This is a genomic window from Tenacibaculum sp. AHE14PA, from assembly GCF_019278465.1.
Lineage (GTDB): Bacteria > Bacteroidota > Bacteroidia > Flavobacteriales > Flavobacteriaceae > Polaribacter > Polaribacter bernardetii.
Map to the genome: position 1 here is coordinate 116,832 of NZ_CP058983.1, position 20,309 is coordinate 137,140.

General features: G+C 28.9%; 19 protein-coding genes. 10 read left to right on the forward strand and 9 right to left on the reverse strand.

Annotated features, from left to right (window positions below):
- Window positions 1-34: 34 nt before the first annotated feature.
- The 4 genes from H0I30_RS00550 to H0I30_RS00565 are packed head-to-tail and all read right to left on the reverse strand — an operon-like array spanning window position 35 to window position 2,554.
- Window positions 35-559: a DinB family protein gene (locus H0I30_RS00550; protein WP_218772369.1), complete on the reverse strand. Its 525-nt coding sequence runs from the start codon at window positions 557-559 to the stop codon at window positions 35-37.
- Between the two features lie 55 nt (window positions 560-614).
- A complete protein-coding gene (locus H0I30_RS00555) occupies window positions 615-1,169 on the reverse strand; it encodes a DUF1572 family protein (protein ID WP_218772370.1) in 555 nt (184 codons plus the stop codon).
- Window positions 1,170-1,217: 48 nt separating this feature from the next.
- Complete coding sequence (gene msrB / locus H0I30_RS00560) at window positions 1,218-1,685, reverse strand: peptide-methionine (R)-S-oxide reductase MsrB (protein ID WP_218772371.1); 468 nt, start codon at window positions 1,683-1,685, stop codon at window positions 1,218-1,220.
- A gap of 2 nt (window positions 1,686-1,687) precedes the next feature.
- Window positions 1,688-2,554 (reverse strand): alpha/beta hydrolase, encoded by an 867-nt coding sequence (locus H0I30_RS00565; RefSeq protein WP_218772372.1) that lies wholly within the window; start codon window positions 2,552-2,554, stop codon window positions 1,688-1,690.
- Window positions 2,555-2,681: 127 nt separating this feature from the next.
- On the opposite strand from H0I30_RS00565, the gene H0I30_RS00570 reads away from it, so the two are divergent.
- Both H0I30_RS00570 and H0I30_RS00575 read left to right on the forward strand, forming a co-directional pair.
- Window positions 2,682-3,491 (forward strand): M48 family metallopeptidase, encoded by an 810-nt coding sequence (locus H0I30_RS00570; RefSeq protein ID WP_218772373.1) that lies wholly within the window; start codon window positions 2,682-2,684, stop codon window positions 3,489-3,491.
- A 74-nt stretch (window positions 3,492-3,565) separates the two neighbouring features.
- On the forward strand, window positions 3,566-4,861 hold the full coding sequence (locus H0I30_RS00575) for an MFS transporter (protein ID WP_218772374.1): 1,296 nt from the start codon (window positions 3,566-3,568) through the stop codon (window positions 4,859-4,861).
- Window positions 4,862-4,863: 2 nt separating this feature from the next.
- Here the strand turns inward: H0I30_RS00575 and H0I30_RS00580 are convergent, their stop codons facing one another.
- From H0I30_RS00580 to H0I30_RS00600, 5 genes are all read right to left on the reverse strand, one after another.
- A complete protein-coding gene (locus tag H0I30_RS00580) occupies window positions 4,864-6,486 on the reverse strand; it encodes an RluA family pseudouridine synthase (protein ID WP_218772375.1) in 1,623 nt (540 codons plus the stop codon).
- 42 nt (window positions 6,487-6,528) lie between these two features.
- A complete protein-coding gene (locus H0I30_RS00585) occupies window positions 6,529-8,301 on the reverse strand; it encodes a long-chain fatty acid--CoA ligase (protein WP_218772376.1) in 1,773 nt (590 codons plus the stop codon).
- Between the two features lie 73 nt (window positions 8,302-8,374).
- Window positions 8,375-10,147 carry a long-chain fatty acid--CoA ligase gene (locus tag H0I30_RS00590; protein WP_218772377.1) on the reverse strand — a complete coding sequence of 591 codons (1,773 nt, stop codon included), beginning with the start codon at window positions 10,145-10,147 and terminating at the stop codon, window positions 8,375-8,377.
- A 71-nt stretch (window positions 10,148-10,218) separates the two neighbouring features.
- Complete coding sequence (locus tag H0I30_RS00595; RefSeq protein WP_218772378.1) at window positions 10,219-10,605, reverse strand: YchJ family protein; 387 nt, start codon at window positions 10,603-10,605, stop codon at window positions 10,219-10,221.
- Window positions 10,606-10,615: 10 nt separating this feature from the next.
- The gene (locus H0I30_RS00600) at window positions 10,616-10,975 is read right to left on the reverse strand and encodes a hypothetical protein (RefSeq protein WP_218772379.1); all 360 of its coding nucleotides are present in this window, start codon (window positions 10,973-10,975) and stop codon (window positions 10,616-10,618) included.
- A gap of 253 nt (window positions 10,976-11,228) precedes the next feature.
- Here H0I30_RS00600 and H0I30_RS00605 point away from each other — a divergent pair, with 253 nt between their 5' ends.
- The 8 genes from H0I30_RS00605 (at window position 11,229) to H0I30_RS00640 (ending at window position 20,287) form a co-directional block, all read left to right on the forward strand.
- A complete protein-coding gene (locus tag H0I30_RS00605; RefSeq protein WP_218772380.1) occupies window positions 11,229-11,642 on the forward strand; it encodes a response regulator in 414 nt (137 codons plus the stop codon).
- Between the two features lie 2 nt (window positions 11,643-11,644).
- Window positions 11,645-12,187, forward strand: coding sequence for a heme NO-binding domain-containing protein (locus tag H0I30_RS00610; protein WP_218772381.1), 543 nt, complete (start codon window positions 11,645-11,647; stop codon window positions 12,185-12,187).
- Between the two features lie 178 nt (window positions 12,188-12,365).
- Window positions 12,366-14,351 (forward strand): PAS domain S-box protein, encoded by a 1,986-nt coding sequence (locus H0I30_RS00615; protein ID WP_218772382.1) that lies wholly within the window; start codon window positions 12,366-12,368, stop codon window positions 14,349-14,351.
- The gene (locus H0I30_RS00620; protein WP_218772383.1) at window positions 14,352-15,497 is read left to right on the forward strand and encodes an FIST signal transduction protein; all 1,146 of its coding nucleotides are present in this window, start codon (window positions 14,352-14,354) and stop codon (window positions 15,495-15,497) included.
- Entirely contained in the window at window positions 15,497-16,540 is a 1,044-nt protein-coding gene (locus tag H0I30_RS00625) for an ATP-binding protein (RefSeq protein WP_218772384.1), read from the forward strand. Before H0I30_RS00620 ends, H0I30_RS00625 begins: the two co-directional genes overlap by 1 nt.
- Before the next feature lie 2 nt (window positions 16,541-16,542).
- Window positions 16,543-16,860 (forward strand): Hpt domain-containing protein, encoded by a 318-nt coding sequence (locus H0I30_RS00630; protein WP_218772385.1) that lies wholly within the window; start codon window positions 16,543-16,545, stop codon window positions 16,858-16,860.
- Window positions 16,861-16,864: 4 nt separating this feature from the next.
- Entirely contained in the window at window positions 16,865-17,581 is a 717-nt protein-coding gene (locus H0I30_RS00635; protein ID WP_218772386.1) for a LytTR family DNA-binding domain-containing protein, read from the forward strand.
- Between the two features lie 108 nt (window positions 17,582-17,689).
- The gene (locus H0I30_RS00640) at window positions 17,690-20,287 is read left to right on the forward strand and encodes a T9SS type A sorting domain-containing protein (protein ID WP_218772387.1); all 2,598 of its coding nucleotides are present in this window, start codon (window positions 17,690-17,692) and stop codon (window positions 20,285-20,287) included.
- Window positions 20,288-20,309 lie beyond the last annotated feature (22 nt).

Sequence of the window (20,309 nt, forward strand, 5' to 3'; positions counted from 1 at the left end):
TAAGTAATTTTTCAAGAAGGTTAAAAATTAAAAACTAATGCTTCTCTTTTAAAATAGTAGTGTGATGCTCGGTATGATAACCAGTCCACATAATAATTTCTCTAATTGGCATTTTACCCATTAATGGATGAGGAAGAATTAGGGAATTTAAATCTTTGTTTTTCCAACGTTTCGTTTTGTGTTGTAGTTTTTTATTTTGTACTTGAAGAGTTGCTAATAATTGGTTAAATTTAATTTTTGAAGGTGTTTTTATTTCAATATTAAATTTCCTGGCTCTTTCTTGATTTTTAGAAAGCTTCTCTTGATAGCGTTTTGCAACTTCATCATAAGAACGAACTTCTCTGTTTGAACTTCCGAATTTATATTTTAATAAAAATTTAGGATAACTCAATGCATTATTTACTTGCTTTATTGAAGCTACTAAATGAACAATGTGTTGTCCGGTAGTCCATTTTCCTTCAGGACCCTTTTCATAAGAATCTTCAGGTTGTTTATGTATCCAATTAAATAATTCTTGATGTTTATCCTCTAATAAAGAAATTATAGTTTCTTTTTCCATTATAAAATAGTTTTTTTGCAAACCTGAAATTTATTCAAGTAAACGGATTTGTTTTTCATAAATCGTCTGTAAAATGTTTACGAGATTTTTCTTTACTAAACTTTTCAGCATTATATTCTTTAGAGTTTCCTTTTGCTACAGATAAAGATTTCCAATCATCTCCAGTTGATAATTTACCTAAAAAAACGATTTGACCTACGTGATACGAATAGTGACATAATTGTCTATTTATGGCTTCAGTTATACTATGACCTTGGTTTCTGATATAAACTATAGTATCAGAATTTTCTTTAGTTATAGTATTTAGTGCGTTAAATAAACATTGCCAACCCATTTCCCAATAAGCGATTACTTCTTCTTGTGAGGTAAAAGAATTTATAAATTCATCATCTCGGTTACGCCATTCTTTTTCTCCATCTTCTGTTAAAAAACAGGTCCAACGAGAACGCATATTGCCTGATATATGTTTTACAATAATAGCTATAGAACTGTCTTCTTTATTTTGTTTCCAGAAAAACTGATCACGATTTAATTGCGCAAATGTTTTATCTCCTAAAAGTTTATAATATTCAAACTGTTTTATTGCACTTGGTAAGTAAGATGCATCCATAAAAAAAGAGCTGATTATATCAGCTCTAATGTACTATTTTTAATTGAATTATTTTTTATGGATAAAATTTAGTGCAGCGCCATTAATACAATGACGAATGCCTGTTGTTTTTGTTGGGCCATCATTAAATGCATGTCCTAAATGACCGCCACAAGTATTGCATTTTAACTCGGTACGTGCATGACCTATTTTATAATCAACATCTAATTCAACATTTTTTTCTATCGCCCTATCAAAAGCAGGCCAACCAGAACGAGAATCATACTTGTTTTTAGATTTATACAGAGGTGTATTGCAAGCGGCGCAAACATATAACCCTTTTTTATAATTATTATTTAAAGAGCTAGAGTTTTGACGTTCGGTACCAGCCTCTCTAAGAACGTAATATTGTATTGGTGTTAAAATACTTTTCCATTCTTTAGCTGTTTTTGAAACTTTATATGTTTTTTTGTCTTGAGCAATCCCCGAACAATTAACAAATGTTATTAAAAATAAAGCTATTATACTATTTTTCATAATTACTGAATAATAAAATCAACAATATCAGAAGTTACCTTTTTGTTACGAAGTATTTTAGTGTGACCTAAGCCTTTGGTGATTAAAAGTTTTCCTTCTTTTGTATTTTGACGAATATTTATTGCGCAACTTACAGGAACATCGCCATCATTAGAATCATGAACTATTAAAACAGGAATGTTTATATTTTTAGCAACAATACTCGATGAATGAAGATCTATGTCTGTATTCCATTGTTTATCAAAAATGCTTTTCATTTTAGAAGCAACAACCGACTTTACTTTTAAGTTTTTAGTAAAGTTTAAAATAACGTCAGAAATTTTATCAGCAGCACCAACAGTTACCAACTTATTAATTTTAAAATTATCAGCCACACTGTTGTATAAACACATACCACCAAAAGAATGCCCTACGGCAGCATCAAAAGGTCCAAAGTGATTGTCTATTTCGGTAATGGTGTCTAAAAAATCGGGCATCATCGTTGTTTTTCCTTCAGAGTTACCGTGAGCAGGACCATCAAAAGAGATAACCATATATCCTTTTTCTAAAAGTTTATCAGCAATCATAAATAATTGTGTGCTTCTTCCAGCCCAACCGTGTACTAGTAAAACTTTCTTTTTAGAATATCCATAAGATAGTATTTCTACTTTTTTAGAAATATTAGGTATGGTTATTGTTTTCTTCTGTGCGCTTTTTAGCATTACTTTTTCTCTTTTCGGGATAGTAAATTTTATAGGAGTGCTAAATAATTTTATGCCAAGCTTAGCTGTTAAACTGGTTGAGAAAAACTGAGTAGTTTTCGCTACTAATATAATTGGTTTAGGAATACTTAAACTTGGAGGAAATAATATTGAATTTTTAAAATTCATGTAAATAATTTTTAAGATAAAGATAGAATTTGTAAGTTTAAACGTACAAATTGTTTACTACTTTTGTGAGACTATTTTTTAGTGTGTCTTAACTAAAACAATCAAAAATAAATAAAAACAATAATAAATGAAAAGAATTATAGCCATAGGAATTGTTGCAATATTTTTAATACAGTGTAGTACAGTGCCTATTACAGGAAGAAAACGACTTAACTTTGTAAGTGACGCAGAAGTGTTACCTGCTAGTTTTGCACAATATAAAGGGTTTTTAGAAGAAAATAAATTATCTAAAGACGTTTCTAAATCTAATCAAATTAAAAGAGTAGGTAAAAATATTTCGGAAGCTGTAGATCGTTTCATGAGAGCAAACGGAATGAAATCTGAAGCAGATTCCTATAAATGGGAGTTTAATTTAGTAGAAGATAAAACTGTAAATGCTTGGTGTTTACCAGGAGGTAAAGTTGTTTTTTATACAGGTATCTTACCAATTTGTGCTAACGAAGACGGTATTGCTGCGGTTATGGGGCACGAAGTAGCACATGCTTTTGCAAAGCATGGTCAAGAACGTATGTCTACTGGGCAATTACAACAATTAGGTGGTGCAGCAGTAGCTTTAGGTACTAGAAATAGTAAAAATTCAGCTATTTTTAATACAGCTTATGGTTTGGGAACTCAAGTAGGTGTAATGTTGCCTTTTAGTAGAAGTCACGAAACAGAAGCAGATAAATTAGGTTTAGTGTTTATGTTAATGGCGGGTTATAATGGTTCGGAAGCTGCCGAGGTTTGGGTTAGGATGAGTCAACGAACAAAAGGACAAAAAGCTCCGGCAGAATTTATGAGCACACACCCTTCTAATCAAACACGTATTAATACACTTAGATCGTATTTACCAGAAGCAAAAAAATTAGCAGCAAAATTTAATGTACCTGGAAAATAATTAGAGAGTAAATTATATTATATTGCAAACCGTTCATTTTATGAGCGGTTTTTTTATTATAAGATATTAGATATATGTATAAAATAGGAGATAAGAAATTAATTAATGCATGGGCATTTTACGATTGGGCAAACTCAGTATATTCTTTAGTAATTAGTACTGCTGTTTTTCCGTTGTATTATAGTGCGGTAACAAAAGGACAAACAGTTCGTTTTTTAGGAATGGATTGGGAGCACCCAGATAGCTTGTACAGTTATGCATTGTCATTTTCTTTTTTAGTAGTAGCATTTATTTCTCCAATTTTATCAGGAATTGCTGATTATACTGGGAGTAAGAAAAAATTCATGAAATTTTTCTGTTGGATGGGAGGTTTATCTGTAATTGCATTGTATTTCTTTGAAGGCATAGATACGGTTTGGATCGGTATCTGGTTTACCATTTTAGCAAGTATCGGTTTTTGGGCAAGTTGGGTTTTTTATAATGCATATTTACCAGAAATAGCTTTGCCAGAACAACAAGATAGAGCGAGTGCAAAAGGTTTTATCTATGGATATATTGGTTCAGTTGTTTTATTGATAATAAATTTAGGAATGATTATGTTTCCTGAAACATTAGGAATTACATCTGGTATGGCATCTCGACTTTCTTTCGTGATGGTTGGTATTTGGTGGATTGGTTTTGCCCAAATAACCTTTCGCCGTTTACCAGGAGATATTTATAATAAACAACCTGATAATGATTATATATGGAAAGGCTATAGAGAGCTTAAAATTGTATTTAAAGAAGTTTTAAATTATCCTACTTTAAAACGATTTTTATTAGCTTTTTTCTTTTTGAGTATTGGTGTGCAAACCATCATTTTAATGGCGGCTATTTTTGGGTCATCAGAATTAGGCTTAGAATCAACAAATATGATTGCTACCATATTACTAGTGCAAGTTGTAGCTATTTTCGGAGCCTTAATTTTTTCTAGATTTTCAGATAAGTACGGAAATTTTAAAGCCTTAAAATTGACGATTGCTATATGGATGCTTGTTTGCTTTTTTGCATTTTCATTAGATAAATCTCAAGAAAATGTGGCGCTATATTTTTACGGATTAGGAGGTATGTTGGGGTTGGTACAAGGAGCTATACAGTCGCTAACACGATCTACGTATTCTAAATTATTACCAGAAACAGAAGACCACGCAACGTATTTTAGTTTTTATGATGTAACAGAAAAAATAGCAATTGTTTTAGGAACTTCTGTTTACGGAGCGTTATATGCAATTACCGATTCTATGCAATGGTCAGTTTTATGTTTAGCTATTTTCTTTTTAATATCATTCATTATTTTAAGTACGCTAAAGAGAACTAAATACGTAGCCTAATTTTAAAATGTAGCAGGAGAAGTAAATTGTACTTCTTTTTTACTAATAGGATGCCTAAAACTTAAGTTTTCTGCGTGTAAATATAACCTGTTAGCTTTTGTTCCATATAAATCATCACCTACAATAGGTATGTTTAAGCCTAACTGATGTGCTGCATGTACTCGTAACTGATGTGTACGACCTGTAATAGGATAAAAATATACTTTTGTTTTACTATCTACAACTTCAATAACCTCCCATTTAGTAAGAGCTTTTTTACCTTGTTCGTAGCATACTAATTGTTTAGGTCTATCATCTAAATCAACTCTTAGCGGTAAGTTTATTTCACCGTTTTTTTTATATAAAGAGCCATGTAATAAAGCAACATAGCGTTTTTTTATAGTTCTGTTGATGAACTGCGCTTGTAGATTTTTATGAATAATTTCGTTTTTAGCGATCAATAAAATGCCGGAAGTAGACATGTCTAAGCGATGAACAATCAATGGGCCGGTAGCATTTGGATATTTCTTTTTAATTCGACTATACACCGAGTCTTTAACTTCTTTTCCTGCTACAGATAATAATTCGTGTGGTTTGTTGATTACAAGCAGATACTCATCTTCAAATATAACCTCTATTTCTTTTTTTACTTGAAACTGCGCTATTAGCGGATTGTCATCAACAGTTAATCCTTGTAACATATGGTGTAAGATAGGTTTACATTTACCGGTACATGCCGAATAATAATGTTGGTGTTTTCGAACAGCAGTAGCCGACGGTTTTCCCCACCAAAACTCTGCCATACAAATAGGAGTGAGGTTGTTTAAGAAAGCATATTGTAATAATTTCGGTGCACAACAATCACCAGCACCGGCAGGAATATTTTGAGATGAATCTTTAAAAATAGTTAGTAAATTCTCTTTTTCATTTTTAGCATTTAAGAATTGGTATTGTTTAAATATTTCTTGCTGACCAGCTGCAGAAAGTTCTTTTCGTTGTTGTTTTAGTTGCTGTATTTGTAATAAGTAATTATTGTATTCTTCTTGCAGAGAAGCTATTTGAGTGTTTAAATAAACTTCATATTCACGTAAATAAAACTCCTCATTAATATTAAGTTGATTGTCTTGTTTAGACAGCTCTTTTCTTAATTTTCGGCGTGCTTTAATTACTTTTTTTTCTTCACTTAAAAGAGTTTCATTTCTAGAAACCCTTTTTAAATATGATTTTTTAATTGTTAAATAATCAATATTACTTTCTAGTTCAGAAAGTAGAAGATTAATTTGATTGTTTTTCTCTTCTGTTTTTAAGAACACTCCGTTTTCAACTAAAACATCGTATACCGGTGGTACGAATTTTTTATGATGAGTAGTTTCTGCAATTTTACCTGAAAAAGCAGCTAAATAGCCTATTTCTCCATCATTTTTTTTAACGACCAATACGCCAAACATTTTACCCAAAGCATCTTTGCTATTCGGTTTTTTTAATCCAAAATTATGATTAAAATCTGTTTGATTTTCTAAATATTCTTGCAATTCTTTAGCAGCTGTTTTAGCTAAAAAATGTGGTGTATAATTATGCGGGTAATCAAATTTTTTAGGTTGTGATACTTTACCTACTTCAGCAATAAAAGAGATGAATTTATTCATGATAAAAAGAAAAAAGTGTTGCTTTCACAACACTTTATAAAGTTAAGATCTATATATTTTATCGTATAAATCTTTATAAATTTCTTTGATAATTTTACGTTTCATTTTCATAGTAGGAGTAAGGTGTCCTCCATCTATAGACCATTCTTCAGCGGTTAATTCAAATCGCTTAATAGCTTCCCATTTTCCAAATTTAGAATTACAAAGCGTAACTTCTTCTTGAATACGATCAATTACTTTTGGATTATTTATTAAATCGGTATTATTTTCGAATTTAAGATTATGTCTTTTTGCCCATTCTTTTACAAAAATAAAATTAGGCTGAATTAAAGCTGCCGGCATTTTTTCTCCTTCACCAATAACCATAACCTGTTCTATGAAACGAGATTGTTTTAATTCACCTTCTAATAATGGCGGAACAACATATTTTCCACCAGAAGTTTTAAACATTTCTTTAGTACGACCAGTAATTGTTAAGAACCCATCTTTATCTAGTTCTCCTTTATCACCTGTATAGAAATAACCATCTTTTAATACTTCAGCTGTTTTTTCAGCATCTTTATAATACCCTAACATTACATTAGGTCCTTTTACTAAAATTTCACCAGTTTCAGCAAGTTTTAATTCTAATCCGTCAATTAATTTACCTACAGTACCTGCTCTAAATCCGCCATTTCTAACGTCATTTACAGAGATAACAGGAGAGGTTTCGGTAAGACCATAACCTTCCATAACCGGCATTCCTGCAGCAGCAAATATTCTTGTTAAACGCGGTTGTAAAGCGGCAGAACCAGAAACCATTAATTTTAACTCACCACCTAAGGCAGCTTGCCATTTAGAGAAAATTAATTTACGCGCAACACTTAATTGTTTCTCATACCACCATCCGTTAGCTCCGTATGGTTCGTATTTTAAACCTAAATCGATAGCCCAAAAGAATAATGCTTTTTTAATTCCTGATAAATCAGCTCCTTTAGCATAAATCTTATCATAAATTTTTTCATACAGTCTAGGAACTGCAGTCATTACATGTGGTTTAATTTCTTGCGCATTTTCACTTAGTTTATCAATTCCTTCTGCAAAATAGATAGAAACACCACAGTATTGATATAAATACAATATCATGCGTTCAAAAATATGACAGATAGGTAAAAAACTTAATCCGCGTTCTTTTCCATATAATAGAGGAACTCTCTTTTCGCTAGCTAAAACATTAGAAACAATGTTTCCGTGAGAAAGCATAACTCCTTTTGGTCTTCCAGTAGTACCAGAGGTGTAGATTAAGGTTGCTAAACTATCAGAAGTAACTGCATTTTTACGTGCTTCAACTTCGTTCTGATTACTTGTATCTTTACCTAATTCTAAAATTTCTTTCCAACTTTTTTCATTAGCAATGTCATCAAAAGTAAAAATCCCTTTTAATTTAGTGTTCCCTTTAATTTGATTTAATTTTTCTAAGACAACTTCATCAGAAACAAAGCAATAAATAGCCTCAGAGTGATTTAAAACATATTCGTAATCTTCTTTCGAAATAGTAGGATAGATAGGTACATTTTGTGCACCTGTTTGTAAAATACCTATATCACATATGTTCCATTCCGTACGGTTGTTTGTTGATATTACAGCAATCTTATCATTAGGTTGTATACCTAAACGCAATAAACCTCTACTAATGGTGTTCGCTTTATCTATATATTCATTGGTAGATATTGATTCCCATTTACCGTTGTATTTGGTGGTAAGGGCTTTTTCTAAATTATAAGTTTCTTGTTGATAATAAGGGAAATCAAAAAGACGGGTAATTTTAATTGACATAAAGTTAATGTTTTTGCGCCTTGCAAAATAGGTAAAATACCCCGATTGTACAAGTTTTAGCTTAGTGGTTGATTTATTGAGAATTATATATTTTTTTGTATAAATTTTTATATTTTTCTAAGATAATTTTCCGTCTCATTTTCAATGTAGGCGTTAAATGACCAGCATTAACAGTCCATTCATCACTAGTTATTTCGAAGCGTTTTATTTGTTCCCATTTTCCAAATTTTTTATTGTAGTAATCAATTTCTCTTTGAATTCGGTCAATTAATTTTTGATTGATAGCTACATCATTAAGTATATAACTGTGTCTTTTTGCCCATTCGTTTACAAAATCGAAAGAAACTTGTATTAGAGCAGCAGGCATTTTTTCACTTTCTCCAATTATCATAATTTGCTCTATAAAACGAGATTTTTTTAATTCGCTTTCCAATACAGCAGGGGCAATATATTTACCGCCCGAGGTTTTAAAAATTTCTTTTTTTCTATCAGTAATTTTTAAAAAACCATCATCGTCTATTTCTCCAATATCACCGGTATGTAGATACCCGTTTTTAATAGTTTCGTTTGTTTGCGTCTCGTTTTTATAATAGCCCATCATAATATTAGGGCCTTTAACTAAAATTTCACCATCTGCCGCAATTTTTATACTAACATCTTTAATTGCTTTACCAACAGTACCTATTTTAAAACCTTTATTACGCATATCTGTTACAGAAACAGCGGGTGACGTTTCTGTCATTCCGTAGCCTTCAAAAACAGGTATACCTGCGGCAGTAAACGTTTTTATTAAACGAGGTTGCATTGGTGCGCTTCCAGCAAGCATAAAATCTAATTTTCCTCCTAAAGCTTCTTTCCATTTAGAAAAAATAAGTTTGCGAGCTATTTTTAATTGAAATTCATACCACCATCCGTTTTCTTTATACGGTTTGTATTGCTCTGCCAATTTCAAAGACCAAAAGAATAAACGTTTTTTTAAACCAGTTAAATTACTTCCTTTATCAACAATTTTATCAAAAACTTTTTCTAATAACCTAGGCACTACAGCCATAAAATTAGGTTGTACTTCTTTTAGGTTTTCTCCGATTTTATCGATGCTTTCGGCAAAATAAATTTCAAATCCCATGTATTGGCAATAGTAAGAAGCTGCTCTTTCGAAAATATGGGAAATAGGAAGGTAGCTAATAGCTCTTTTTTTATGTTCATGTAAATCTAGTGATTCGGCTACTGCAAAAATATTACTAACTACATTTTCATGAGAAAGCATAACACCTTTAGGTGTGCCTGTTGTACCTGATGTATATATTATTGTAGCTAAATCTGTGGCTTTTACCGAATCCTTTTTTTTGTTAATAAGGGGCTGATTTTCTTCATTTTCTCCTAAAGATAAAAAAGAGTTCCAGCTATAATCTGTAGCGATATCTTCGAACGTAAAAACTTTTTTAAGTTGTGTTTGATCTTGAACTGCAAGTACTTTTTCATATAAATCATTATCAGAAACAAAACAATAAATACTATCTGAATGATTTAAAACATATGCATAGTCCTTTTCAGAAAAAGTTGGGTAAAGCGGCACATTAATGGCTCCTATTTGTAATATACCAATATCTAAAATATGCCATTTTGGTTGATTGGTATTGGTAATAACTGCTATTTTATCTCCAGGCTTTATTCCTAAGTTTAATAAAGCGCTACTAACGGTGTTTGCATTTTTAATGTAATCTTTTGTAGATGTATGAATCCAAGTATTCTTTTCTTTTGAAACAAAGCATTTTTCTTGTGGATATTGGCTAAGTTGATAATAAGGAAAGTCGAAAAGACGTGTTACCTGTATCGGTTTATGCATATAAATTAGTTTGGCATAAATCTATAAAAAATAAGTTTAAAAAAACAAGTTGTTTTTATTAGTTAGCTATTTTAATCTGCTTTAAGATATACCCAATGATTATTCTCTTTACAAAAAGAAGAATTCTCGTGTATAATATCAATATTGCCATTTTCTATGAAAAAAGCTTTGAATTCAACAGTTCCTGTTAAATCAGTTTGTGCTCCTTTTGTAGTATTTAGTACTTCTAATTTAATCCACTCAACAGATTTTGTCCATTGTGAAATTTCTTTATTTTCTTTATCAGAAGGTCGAATACTTGAGTGATGACTTTTTTTTAAGTAATTAATATTAGCCAGCACAAAAGCACTGTATCTCGATCGCATTAATACCTCAGCAGTTAAGACGGTTTGTATGTTTTGATGTGCTTTTTCACAGCAATCACTATATTTGTTAGACGGATTACAAGGGCATTGCATAATAAAAAAATTAATTTAAAAGTTCTTTTTCTTTATGAATTTTAAAACAACGTTCTTTTCCTAAATACAAAGGATTTCCATGTTTCTCAGACCAAAAACCATCTAAAATATCTTTAGAAATACATTTATAAACAACAACACCTTTATAAGTTTTGTAATCTGTGCCTTGATAGTTGAAATTAATGACTAATATATTATCATTAAAGAAACCTGTTCCATTTTGCTCCTGCTCATTATTAATAAACCATTTAGCAATAATTCTATTATTAATATCTAACATTAAAGAAAGCACACCTTTGTAAGTATGCTTTTCAGCGTCTTGATTGTTACCAATAATATTGTAATTCCCAACTAAATCTTGAATCGTCATTTTTCTTTAATAAAAAGTAAAATTACTCTATTTTATATAGAGAACAAAAGAGGTTAGAAAGAAGATTAACATATTCTACTTTTATATTTATTAAAAGTATTTATCCCTTTATTAATAAACTTAACCGAAATAAAAAACTATTCATCTACACTTAAAAGTCTTTCACCGATAGATAAGATTAGTTAAACAGATCAAATTATTAATCTTTAATAAAAAAGGTATTTTTATGGCATAAATTATTATTCCATATATTTTGAAAAAAAGACTAAATATTTTACTAATTGAAGATAACATTATTGAAATAATGAAAATGAAAAGGACTAATTCTTCTTTAGAATTTAAGCATCATTTTAGTGAAGCAAAAAATGGAGAAGAGGCACTTGAAATTTTAGAAGATAAAAGTAATTTACCTGATTTAATTTTACTAGATTTAAACATGCCAAAAATGAATGGTATAGAATTTTTATCAATATTAAAAAATAACGATGATTTAAAACATATTCCAACAGTAATTTTAACAACTTCTGATAATCAAAAAGATTTAGAAGAATGTTATAGAATTGGAGTTTCTGGTTATATTTTAAAACCTTTAAAACATGAAGATTATGTTAATAAAATAGAAACAGTTTTATCTTATTGGAGTATAAATGAATTAAAAAAATATTAAATATGAAAGGCATAGTTTTTACTGAGTTTTTAGATTTAGTAGAGGATAAGTTTGGTTTAGAGATGGTGGATAAAATCATTTCTCAATCTACATTAGAATCTGAAGGTATATATACATCAATAGGAACTTATAGCTTTTCTGAAATGTTACAATTACTGCAACATTTAAGTAGAAACACTTCAATCTCTATAGATGATTTGTTGCTAGTATATGCAGAACACTTTTTTAATGTTATAGAAAAGAGTTATCCAGGGCTTTTAGCAACATATAGAGACCCTATAGAAATGCTAGCTTCTATTGAAAATCATATCCATATAGAAGTAAAGAAGATTTATCCTGAAGCAGAATTACCTACTTTTATTATTGAAGAGAGAACAGAAAATTCATTAATTATGATTTATAAATCGAGTAGGGCTATGCATCATTTTGGACTTGGATTAATGAATAAAACTTTTGATCATTTTAATTCTAAAGCAAGTATTATTTTAGAAAAAATTAGAGAAGATGGAACGGAAGTGAAATTTATCATAAAAAAAATTGAATAATAAATTTTGCTTATATTTAATTTTAAAAAATAGGTTAAGACCTTTTTAGTAAGTGTATGTATTATATTATTAGTGTTTTATGATTTTATTTATTTATATTAATTGTTTTTTATAAATTTGATTAAAACGATAAATTATTAATAAAAAGGAAAATTTTCTAATTTAATTATACAACATTATGTGTCCCTCCACTAAAATAGATATACTTCAACGTGCTTTAAAAAGAGAAAAAAAAGCTAGGAAAATTGCTGAGAAAATATTAGAAGACAAATCAAGAGAATTATATTCAATGTCCGAAGAATTAAAAGACAGCAATATAAAACTTGCAGAATTATTAGAAGATAAGTCGTTACAACTTAAAGGGGTTTTTGAAAACATAAATGATTCTTATTTAATAATGGACTTAGCTGGAAATGTTCTTAAAATGAACAATGCAGCGATCGAATTTTTTGGTTATGATATTTCAAAAGAAAAATTAAGCGTAATAAACTTAATATACCCTGAAGATAATGTTTATGCTTTTCAATCTTTTAGTCAATTATATCAAACTGGATCTTTTTCAAACTATACAGCTAGAATTTTAACGAAAGAAAAAGAAGTCAAATGGGTTCAGATAAACGCCAGTTTAATATACGATAAAATAGGAAAAAAAATTGCAGCTCAAGGAATTGTTCGAGATATTACAAAACAAATAACTTCCGAAGAAAAACTTTTAGAATATAATAATAGACTATCGGCACTTGTATTGAACCTTAATAGTGGTATTGTTTTAGAGGATGAAAACAGAAAAATAGTCTTATCTAATAAAAAATTTTGTAAATTGTTTAAAATAGATTCCCAGCCTGATGATCTAATAGGCATGGATTGTAAGTTGGCATCAGAACAGAATAAAGTTTTATTTAAACATTCGTCTGATTTTGTGCGAAGAATGGATGATGTAGTCGAAGCTAAGATTCCTGTTTATAGAGAACAACTAGAAATGATTGACGGTAAGATTCTTGAACGAAATTACACGCCAATAATTGTTGATAGTAAAATTAAAGGTTATTTGTGGACATTTACAGATATTACTTTAGAAAAAAAATACAATTTAAGTTTAGAGTCTGAAAAAGAGAAGTATAGTAATATTATAGCTAATATGAACTTAGGATTAGTGGAAATCAATAGAGATAATCAGATTACTATGATAAACCAACGTTTTATTGAAATGTCAGGTTATAATGAAGAAGAGTTAATAGGTAAAGTTGCACATGATATTTTTAATGATAACGATAATTCTAATTTTATTGACAATGAAAAAGAAAAACGTATTAAAGGAGTATCTAGTTTTTATGAATTTAAAACAAAGAATAAAAAAGGAGAAACTAAATATTGGCATGTAAGTACAGCACCAAATTATAACCTCCTTGGAGAGAATGTAGGAACTATAGCATTAGGTTTAGATATTACTAAAACTAAAAAGTTACAATTACAAAAAGAACAAATTTTAAAAGAATTAGAAAAAAGTAATAATCAACTACATGAATATGCACATATAGTTTCTCATGATTTAAAATCGCCATTAAGAAGTATTGATGCTTTAGTTTCTTGGATTAAAACAGATAATAACGGTAAGTTTGATGAAACAACACTTGAGAATTTTAACTTAATAAGTACTACATTAGAAACAATGGAAAAGTTAATTTCTAATGTTTTGGAATATTCAAGTGCAGGTTCAATTACAAAAGAAAAGGAAGACGTAGATTTAAATATTACTTTAAATGATTTAAAAAAGATATTATTTATACCAAAAAACATATCTGTTACTATATTAAAAAAATTACCGATAATTAAGGGGGATAAAACGAAGTTTCAGCAGTTATTTCAGAATTTTATTAGTAATGCTATTAAGTTTTGTGATAAAGAAATTGGAATTATAGAGGTTGATTACCAGGAAAATAAAAATTTTCATCAATTTTCGATTAAAGATAACGGTATAGGAATAGAAAAAAAATATCATGATAAAATTTTTCAAGTATTTCATTCATTAAATAAAAGAGAAGATTCTACAGGTATTGGTTTATCTATAGTTAGAAAAATAATTGATTTACATGAAGGAGATGTTTGGCTAGAGAGTAAACTTAATAAGGGAACTACTTTTTACTTTACTATAAAAAAAAACTAAATGAAAACAGTACAACTTAAAAGAAAAAATAATTCTGTTTGGAAATATTTATCAGAAGAACTAAAACTTAAAGAACCTTTAGTTTTAGTTTTTGGAAATAGATTTTTATTAGAGAGCGAAACAATTTATGATGAGATAAGAGCTATTTTTAAAGATGGTCATATTGTGTTTGGTTCTTCTTGTGGAGATATTTCTTCAGAATCTATTGATGAAAATACTATAACCATAACCGCTATAGAGTTTGAAAAAAGTAGTTTTGTAATTAAGACGACTAATTTTTTAAAACCAGGTTTAGATCAAAAAATAGATAGTTTTGCAGTAGGGAAAGAGCTAATTAGTCAATTTTCTGAAAAAGAATTAAAACATGTATTTGTTCTTTCGGAAGGAAGTTTTATTAATGGTAGTCAATTAACAAAAGGAATGAATTTGGCTACAAATGATAACTTTTTAATTACAGGTGCTTTATGTGGTGATGATGCAAGGTTTGAAAAAACGATATCGTCTTATAACGAGAATCCAAAACAGGGAGAAATAGTTGCTATTGGTTTATATGGTGAATCTTTAGAAGTAACTTTTTCTATTAATGGTGGTTGGACTCCTTTTGGACCAGAAAGAACAGTAACAAAATCTAAAGGAAATATTTTATACGAATTGGATAACTTATTTGCGCTAGATTTATATAAAAAATACTTAGGTGAAAAGTCAAAAGAATTACCAGGAGCTGCCTTATTATATCCACTGAAAGTAAAATCTACAAACGATAAACAATCTATTGTAAGAACAATTTTAAATATTAATGAAGAGGATAATTCAATGATATTGGCAGGAGATATTTTAGAAAATTCTAAAGTACAATTAATGATGACTAATGTAGATAGTATTGTTAATGCTGCAGAATTAGCAGCAATAAATGCAAATGAATTTAGAAAAAATAAACCAGAACTTGCGATTTTAGTTAGCTGTATTGGTAGAAAATTAGTGTTAGATCAAAGAATAGAAGAAGAAGTAGAGGAGGTAATAGAAGTTATCGGTGATCAAACTACTTTTTGTGGATTGTATTCTTATGGTGAGATAGCTCCGTTTAATGGAGAAAATAATTGTCAATTACATAATCAAACAATGACAGTAACACTAATTAGCGAATAATGAATTCACTTTTAAAAAGACAAATTAGAAAATATTTACCTGACAATTTACAGTCTAATAAAGAATTAGAAATTTTTTTAGATGCAGTTGGTAGGTCTTACACTACAGCTGATAATCAATTTGCAATGTTACAAAGAGCCACAGTCATAAGTTCTGAAGAACTTTTTGATGCAAATGAAAAACTAAAAGAAGAAACCAATTCTCAAAGAAAAGTTATAAATAAACTTAAAAGTGTAATTGATACACTTAAATTTTATGGATTAGAGCAAAATAATCCTACAGAAAATTCAGATTCATTAAAACTTGTTGATTTTATTGATAACCAAACTAAAGAGATTATAAAAATAAATCAACAAAAGGACTCACTTTTAAAAAGCTTAGAACAACAAAATCAAGAGTTAAATGATTATGCTCATATGATTTCTCATGATTTAAAAACACCAATACAAAATATAGAAGCTTTATCGGTTTGGCTCAAAGAAGATTCACAGAAAGTATTAGATAGTGAAGGTAAAGAAAGAATAGAACTGATAAGAGAAAATACACAAAAAATAGATACTTTAGTAAAAGCTATTCATACATATTCTACAATTGACAAAGAAAAGCAAAAGCGATCTAATTTAGATTTAGATAAATTATTAAAAACTATTTTAAAAGAATTTAATTTATCTGAAAATATAAATGTTCATATTCCAGAAAAATTACCAAACATAAAGAGTGATAAAGATAGAATGGAACAGTTGTTTTTTAATTTAATAGATAATGCTATTAAGTTTAATGATAAAGAAAATATAAATATAGAGATAGGTTTTTCAGATGAAAATACTTTTTGGAAATTTTACGTAAAAGATAATGGAAAAGGTATTGATAAAAAATATTTCCAGAGAATATTTGTAGCTTTTTCCAAGCTAGAGAATGATTACAAATCTGCTGGAATAGGCTTATCTATTGCTAAAAAAATTGTAGACGTTTATAAAGGAGATATTTGGATAGAATCTGAATTAAACGAAGGATCTACTTTTTATTTTACAATTAAAAAATAATTATGGAAAAACCAAATTTAGAATATGTAGATAAGTTAGCTAATGGAGACGAATCTGTAAGGAAAATGCTTGTAGATGTTATAAAAACAGAATTTCCAGAAGAGAAAAAAGATTATTATAATAGTTTAAAAAATTATAATTATAAAAAAATAGAAGAAAATGTTCATCGACTTAAACATAAAATTAGTATTTTAGGACTTGAAAAAAGTTACAAAATAGCTAATAAATTTGAACATAATCTAAGAGAGCTTAATTTAGATAAGGCTGAAGATTTTGAGAAAATATTAATAGTTATTTCAGCGTACTTGAAAACTATTTAGGATTATGAATTGTATTATTGTAGATGATGAAAAAATGGCAAGAGTTATTATTAAAACTCTTTGTGATAAAATAGACTATTTAAAAGTAGTTGATGAATTTTCTAATGCGATAGATGCTATTAAGTTTTTGAACTCTAATGAAGTAGATCTTATTTTTTTAGACATTCATATGCCAGGTTTTAATGGTTTAGATTTTATAAAAACGCTTAAAAACCCTCCCAGAATAATTTTAACTACTTCTGACTCTAAATTTGCTATTGAGGCTTTTGAGTATGACTTTATAGTAGATTATTTATTGAAACCCGTTGAGCTACCAAGGTTTGAAAAAGCGATTAAGAAAGCTCAAAAACATGAGAGTACAAGAGTTTCAGAAAAAGAAACGAGCTCAAAAAAAGCAGATTTAGAAGTTGAGAATGATTTTTATGTAAATATAGATAGGCGTCTTATAAAGATTGATTTACCAAGTATTTACCTTGTAGAAGCTAAAGGAGATTATATTCATATAAAAACCGAAGAGAAAAATTATATAGTACATTCTACCTTAAAAAAGATAGAAGAAAAATTACCAGATTCGTTATTTTTAAAAGTACACCGTTCATATATTATTAATCTTAAAAAAATTATTGATATTGAAGATAATAGTGTGCTTATAAAAAGAGATGTAATTCCGGTAAGTCGTTCTAATAGACCAGAATTAATGAAACGATTAAATCTATTATAATATTCATCTATACTTAATAGGCATTTCATCTACACTAAATTTGTAAATACCGAATATTAAAAATAAAGCCTTAATTAGTACATAGTTTTGTAGTATAAAACTTTTACTATGAATCGAAAAACTACATTACAAGGCAAGCTTATCTTACTATTTTTATTAGTATTTTCTCTTACAAATACTGCACAAAACACTCCTTTTAATTGTGTTTACGACGCATATTTGTTTCAATACAACGATGTGTATTCTATCGATTTAGCTTCAGGTAATTCATACCTTGTAGCTGAAAATATTACCCCAGGAAGTATAAATGCAACTGCTTATAACCCTGCAGATGGTTTTATTTGGGGTTCATTAAGTACGCCTGAAAAAACAATAGTACGAATAGGAGAAGATTTTTTAACAACCTCTTTTTATATTGATGAATTACCTAGTAATAATAGATATGTTGGAGATATAAGCTCTGAAGGAGTTTATTATTTAAAAGGAGGTGGAACAACCTTTTATAAGATAGATGTAGATCCTGCTTCAGCAACATACACTCAACACATATCAACAGAAACATTATCACAGAATATAAATATTCATGATTGGGCTTTTAACGCTGTAGATGGAAATTTATATGCAGTAGAGAAAAATTCAAATGTTTTATATCGAATTAATCCAAGAACAAATATTGTAGAATCATTAGGAGAAGTACCAATCTTATCAGGATTGAATTATACATATGGAGCTGTTTATTTTGATCTTTCTGGTCGTTTTTATGTATCAGCAAATCAAACAGGTACTATATATGTAATTCAGAGTGTTCAAGATGTAAATACTGCAGATGATATGGATTCAAACTTATTTGCTTTTGGACCATCGAGTGCTAGTAATGACGGTGCGCGTTGTCCGACAGCCCCAGTCGCTCAAGAGATTTGTGATAATGGAATAGATGATGATGGTGATGGATTAATTGATTGTGAAGATCCTTCATGTTCTGGTTATGGAAAATGTGATGTTATTTTACCACCAACTTCAGGAGGAAATGATGGAGGTTTAGAAAGTAATAGTAGATTATCAGAACAAATAAATAAGCGAAACTATAATCGTACAAAAATCAATTATAAGTTTAATCGTAGCAAGGCAAAAAGAGTTGCAAAATCTAACGACTATAGAAGAAAAAAAGGATTTGGTTTTGAGTTAAAAGATTTCATTCCTTTAGAAGTTATAGAAGAAGATGAAACAATAGAATCTACACCTACAGATTTAGTCGCAATAACAAATGCAACAGATATTTACGCTGTAGATTATATGAAAAGCGGAACAGCTGTAGCATCAATTATAGCCTTAAAAACTGAAAATGGAGTATATGAACACACTAAATATATTTGTGATCGTTTGCTTGGAGCTCAACTAATTTCTGTATCAACCATAGAGATAAACGGACAGCAGTTTATTAAATCATTAATTAGAAATGCAGACAATACGGTAGAGTTTGTATTAAGTCTTTCAGCTAAAATAGTAAACAACGAAGCCAATTTCTCAATAGAAAGCCACTGGAATTTAGATAAATACCAATTAGGTGTTACTTTTTATAATTTTCAAATATGGTCAAACTCTTTAGATGATTTATATTTATTAGGAAAAGAAGTAGTGAATTTATTAGCTATAGAGAAGCCAATATTAGCTTATGAATTATCAACACCACCTACAGTATTTGTAAGAAAAGGAAAGTATAATAACGGATCATTAGATTTACAAATTGTAAACACAAATAAAAGTAATAATGTAAATTTTGATGCTGGTTTTAGAGTTACAGAAACAAGTGATTTTAATAAAACAAATTTAACAATAGATTTAAATGAAAGTTATATAACACATTTACAAGTACCAACCGGTAACTTATTTGATATTGGTTTTAGAATTGGTGATGGTGTAGCTACTCCAGATGATTTATTCATGTCAGATGGACCTTGGGGAGTAGATGATTCTCAAACATCAACCGAAGTAATAAATTATAACATATCACCTAACAACTTTACATTTGAAGATAATGATTTTCCTATAGAAAGAAATGTTCAACTATCAGCAACAACAAGTACTTACTTTGCAGCTTACAGAGCTTTAACACCACGTTTTAAAGCGGTAGATTTATCAGATTATAGTAGTTTTAAACTAAAAGCAAAAGGAACCGGTAATTTAGAAGTTACGTTTGTAAAGAAAAGTATTTCTTCATGGGAACAACAACATAAAGCGACAATAGTATTAAAAGATTCTTTAGTAAATTATGTAATACCTTTTAAAGAATTTATCTCATCAAGTGGAAATGAATTAGTATTAAACGATGTAGTAACAATTGTGTTTACTATGGCTTCTGAAGGAGGTACTGTTGTAACTAAAGAAATGAATTTATTAGACATTCGTTTTTCTAAAGAAGAGAAGTTTGAAGAATTAGTGGAAGATATTAAATACAATGTTGTTACACTAGCACCAAACCCTATGACTGTACAAACTAGTTTTTACTTTAATGCAAAGGAAGAAGAAAATTTAAAATTTGTAGTATATGATCAATTAGGTAAATTGGTATATCAAACTAATTTTAAAGCAGTAATAGGTAAAAATAAACTAATTTTAAATAGAGAATCGTTACAAGTAGGGTTGTATTTCTGTAAAATATTAAGTGATAAATTAATTTATAGACATGTTAAGTTATTGGTGAATTAAAATAAGAAATTAGTTTATTTGT